We start from the raw sequence: 4774 nt of genomic DNA, 5'->3' as shown, positions 1-4774 counted from the left end.
ATGGCCCGCCGAGACAATGAGAAACGTATAGAACGTATTAAGCAGGGCCTGGCACGTTCGGGTTACAAACCAACAGGCAAGAAGGCAAATGAGGCTAAACATAAACGAATAAAAGAATTGCTAGTAGCTGGCAATATGACTAAGGAAGAAATTGCCAAAGCAGTGAATTGTGGAGTTGCAACTGTCTATCGAGTTGCTAAAGTTATTTAAAAAAAACTTATAATGCCCTGAAGAGGATACTTATACCCTTCCGCAGTAGGGTTACTTTATATAAGAAATTTTTAGGGTAAATATGGAAATAACTCTGATATTTTAAATTTGAAAGTTATGATTTAGATGTTTTATATGGAGCTCTTATACCTTATATTATTGCAAGTAAAGAAAGTAAGATATTGAAGGAAAGGTTATGAGAAAAATGAAGTACTTTTTAAGTTTCATTATCTTATTTTCTACAATTGCTTATACCCAAAAAAATGAAAATTCATCTGAATTTGTTGTCCAACTTACCGTAACAGAACATTGTGAGATCCAGAGTACTCAGACTCAATCTATTGATTTTGGATCTATTCAACGATCAACAAATCATGTAACTAGCTCAGGAAGTTTGAATGTTAGTTGTAGTCAAAATACTCCATACTCGATTGCTTTAAACAGCGATAAGACTTTAAAGAATACACAAGACAATTCTATCCAGGTTCCGTATCAGCTCTATCAGGATGCTGGATTTAAAACTGTTTGGGGAAGCTCTTCTCAAGAAAATTTTGCAAGTACGGGAACTGGTACGGATCAGAACTTCAAAATCTGGGCAAAAATTAATGAAGGCGCCACGAATGTTCCTGCGGGTGTATATAATGATATTGTGGTTGCTACGATTACATATTAATACGTTAAAGTGACCGTCACAGTATCACTATAGTTTCCTGCACTTTTGAGAGGCTGTTGGGGGACATGTCCGTAAACAGAGATTGATTGCTGCCCATTTGTTCCTACACCTTGCGACCTGTTATTAGAACTATCCCATTTTTGAGTTAAGTTACTGTTTAAGTATAAATCATAATTTATATAATCCTTGCCATTAAACATTCTTCTCTGATTATTCAGAGCATATTTGCCATTATTTAATCCTACTCGCCAAGTAGTGCGTGAAGGGCATTGCAGAGAAATTTGACCACTTGTATGTAAGTCTCTGTTCAAATTATCAATTTGACCAAAATCCAAATCTGTTGTTGAGAGTAATGCACAAACATTCTCATATTCTGCAAAAACACTCATATTGGCCGTATCCGAATATCTTAAATTACTAGCGTTATAGCCGTTAGGATAGTTCTCATTTCTTTCAAAATCATAAAGGATTTCAAGCGATAAAGTAGAGGATCTGTAATTACCAGCAGCCCCTGTCTGTCCTGGATAAAAAAGACCATAAACTGGGATCATTTCAGTCAATTGCTTACCACCCGTAATTGTATAGTCTCTACAACCCATAGCAGTTAATTGATCACGCGATTGGATTAAATGAGTAAAACCGGGGTCATAAAAAAGATTATATTTCAAAGATTGAAGTAGGTTCGGTATGCCTAAAATATTAGTATAAATATAACGGGTTGTATCATTATAAAGCCAACTTGTAGCGGTCAAACACACACGTATATTTGTTTTCATTATGGAACGTGGATCACAACGAAGAGTAATATTGGTAGAAGTCGTACTTAATGCAGGGCTCACTGCACCGAAATCAAGCGAGGTAGAAGAAATACTGCATTTAGCAGCCTGACTTTCACCTGTAATCATCAAACCTAAAAATAGACCTGACATTAAAGTTAAATTTTTGCTTGATAAAAAAGGAGATTTTTTTTTGCTCATTATTCGCATAGCAAGTCGCCTAAATCAATTAAACCTTTCTGGGTATCTAAACCATTTATCTCAAAGCTACACATTTTGTCTTTTTGCTCTACAAAGAATTTAGTTACTTTAGGGTTTTCCATATAGATCATACCATCATGTGCAACCACAGTAAGAGGCTCTGGTATTGAGGACTTTAAATCTGGACTTGCCCAGACATTCGACCCGGCTTCAATTACGCTTCCATCTTTTTGTTTAATAACTGCTTGAATCGCCTGAATCTGGTAAACAGGAAAATCTATGAAGACTCCACTACCAAACCTTGGTACAGCATTCTTTACTGTTGTTTCAATATAATAGTCAGCAGGTAATTCTAATGCATCGATTGTGATCTTGTTATTTTGGTAAGGATTCAGTGAGGTGACGACCAGTTCTCCGTTTCTATTGGTCTTTCCTACTGATCTATTTTCTAATTTCACTGGTACTTCAGGGATATTAGAGGTTGAAATCAAAGCAAATGAATCAAAAGATCTACGCATTGGGAATAAACTTCGATTCATCATTAACAGGCTTCCACTTAATGTACCGTTGGCTATTCGAGAAGAGCTGTTATCGGTTTTAAATTCCTGTAAGCCTAAACTCCACTCCCCATAGTTGTGAATCCGGGCAAGTTGAGTCTGGATATTTCGATTATCCTGAGCCGTATCTACCTGTACTTGCCATCCCCACCCACCAACATCACGAGAGACGGACTGACGCGCATTAAAAGACAGCTTCTCTTGTTCCTGATCTTGCTGATAGGATAAGTTGACGGTTCGTCTCTTTTCTAATGGAACATTCAAGCTCAAATAATATCTGGTATCTGATCCATTTAAATCATGATTTGCGCTTAAGTTGAGATAATAATTGTTAGGGAATGAATAAGACCAATTAAATGTTAAAAACTCGTTAGTTGAATCCCAATCTTGTTCTTGATAAATATAACTTGCCCCGAACTGGCCTAACCTATTATTCGTACCTAGAAAAAATTGATCAGATCGCTGAGGAAATGCTAAACCATTTAGGTGCGCGATATCGTAATATTCGCCTGACTGCCGAGCCGTATTATAAGAGATAGTTAAGTACCTAGAATTCCAGTTATATCCTAATTGATAAATAGCTCCGGTTAATCCCTGATAGTCACTAAAAGAATATGCTGCATTTAACAGACCTGCGCGGTTTCCTAGTCTTTGGATAAATCCTGCTCCTCCCAAGTACAGATCAGGCGCTAACTCCAAATGTGTCTCTACAGTTAAATCTTGTGTTAAACCATACCGATAACTGGTATTAGTAACCAGATCCTTATCATATTTGAAGGAACGTTCCCCATATGCTAAACGTGTATAACCTAGGTTAAATGACCAGTCACTCAAATCTTCCTTTAGCAGTTGATTAGTTCCATATAAAGAAAAATTAAGAACTCTTTGTTGGCCATTGATATCAGTCACAACTACTTGAGCTTGTCCAACTCCAGTAATAATAGGGATCGCTTCAATTTCAAATTGACCAGGTATGATTTGCTGAGTTGTTTGCTTTAGCCCATTAATAAACAAATCTACTGTGGATGGTAAACTTACTTCACCTTTAAATGATTCCAAGGGAGTCGTGATTTGATAGGGTTGAAGAGCAAAATTTTTAGAAAGACTTACTCCGCTAATGCGGGTAGACCTACTCCAGCTCAATGGTTTGGACTGATCATCACCCACTCTGATAGTAAGCATTTTTTCAGGTAAATCACGCTGCCAATAAGTATCTAGAATTAAAGCATTTAATTCGGAATCTTCATCTGTTTTGGTATAGCTATAATTTGAGGATAAATTTAAGATTCCTCCCTCTCCTAAGCCAAATACACGAAACTCATGGGTTCCACTTAAATTGAAATAATCTTCGGAATACTGGCTATAGAAATCGTAATTAAACAAAGCGCCTGGTCGCTCTTGAGCTGGGTCAAGTTTGACAGGTTCAATAATAGTATATGCAGGATAATAGGAAGTTCGTTTAAGTGCTTTAATATCTACATCAAGGTAAATTTTCTGGTTGGAATTATCGTATTTATATTTGACTGAAGGTATGTCTTCTAAAAGATAGTAGCCTGCAGGATTAGTTTGCAGATCAGCAGGTAAAGTTAATTTAAGGTCTTGTAAAGTTTCTGTAGATATATAAAGCTGATCATCTTGTTGGAGAAAATGGCCTAAAATATTTGAGTTAGATTGATTTAAAATAACATCTAAAAAAAGTTCCTGTTGAATGGTCGAATCTACTTCTTGAGAAGTCACTTCATTTGCTATTCCCTCTTGTACATAAAGAAGTCCAAGCAAAATTACACTCAAGTAATTAGCCCTAATCATATCAAGTATTTATTTATTTACAGGAATAACCTGTTGATTAATATCAGAATTAATAACTAATCGAAACTTTCCTGCACCATTATCTGGAAGACTGATCGGTAAGTTCCAAGACATCGTTTGTCCTGCCAAAACATAACCCATCAATCCAGATATCAAAGGTACGATATTTCCTGTCGTGGATACATAACTCAACTGACTTAAGCGTAAATAGGAACTAGAACGGTTCGACACTGAAATCTGGCCGTTCGTATATTTAAACTGAATATTATCAAGCGAGGTTAGACCTTGAGTAATTTTATGAGGTTGCGAAGACTTATAAAAAACAGGAATTGAGTATTGCAATAAAATATTTAAACCCGAGTTATTTTGCTCGGAACTACTTCCTGGCAACTCATCTACCAGTACTCGAAATGCCTGCTCCTGAGTACTATTAGTATTGGCTGGCTTAATCAAGCGTACTAATTGTCTTTGACCAGGTTTAATTTCAGTAATAAGTGGACTTGCAATAAGCTTCTTAGTCGGTTCCAGAATTTCCTGGTTATTAAGCT

At 36.3% G+C, this 4774-nt stretch carries 5 protein-coding genes; 2 read left to right on the top strand and 3 right to left on the bottom strand.

Annotated features, from left to right (window positions below):
- Positions 1-210 (top strand): helix-turn-helix domain-containing protein (locus FTV34_RS16360; protein ID WP_180070808.1); only part of this gene is annotated, 210 nt, incomplete at its 5' end.
- A 196-nt stretch (positions 211-406) separates the two neighbouring features.
- Positions 407-883, top strand: coding sequence for a spore coat U domain-containing protein (locus FTV34_RS16355; protein WP_168406833.1), 477 nt, complete (start codon positions 407-409; stop codon positions 881-883).
- Here FTV34_RS16355 and FTV34_RS16350 read toward each other — a convergent pair.
- The 3 genes from FTV34_RS16350 to FTV34_RS16340 form a co-directional block, all read right to left on the bottom strand.
- Positions 880-1869 (bottom strand): spore coat protein U domain-containing protein, encoded by a 990-nt coding sequence (locus FTV34_RS16350; RefSeq protein ID WP_180070806.1) that lies wholly within the window; start codon positions 1867-1869, stop codon positions 880-882. The genes FTV34_RS16355 and FTV34_RS16350 overlap by 4 nt on opposite strands.
- Entirely contained in the window at positions 1860-4208 is a 2349-nt protein-coding gene (locus FTV34_RS16345) for a fimbria/pilus outer membrane usher protein (RefSeq protein WP_180009640.1), read from the bottom strand. Before FTV34_RS16345 ends, FTV34_RS16350 begins: the two co-directional genes overlap by 10 nt.
- A 27-nt stretch (positions 4209-4235) precedes the next feature.
- Positions 4236-4774: molecular chaperone (locus tag FTV34_RS16340; protein ID WP_180070804.1), on the bottom strand; the 539-nt coding region annotated here is incomplete at its 5' end.

It is taken from the genome of Acinetobacter sp. YH16038, assembly GCF_013417275.1.
Classification (GTDB): domain Bacteria; phylum Pseudomonadota; class Gammaproteobacteria; order Pseudomonadales; family Moraxellaceae; genus Acinetobacter.
This window is presented reverse-complemented; position numbering and strand designations above follow the sequence as displayed.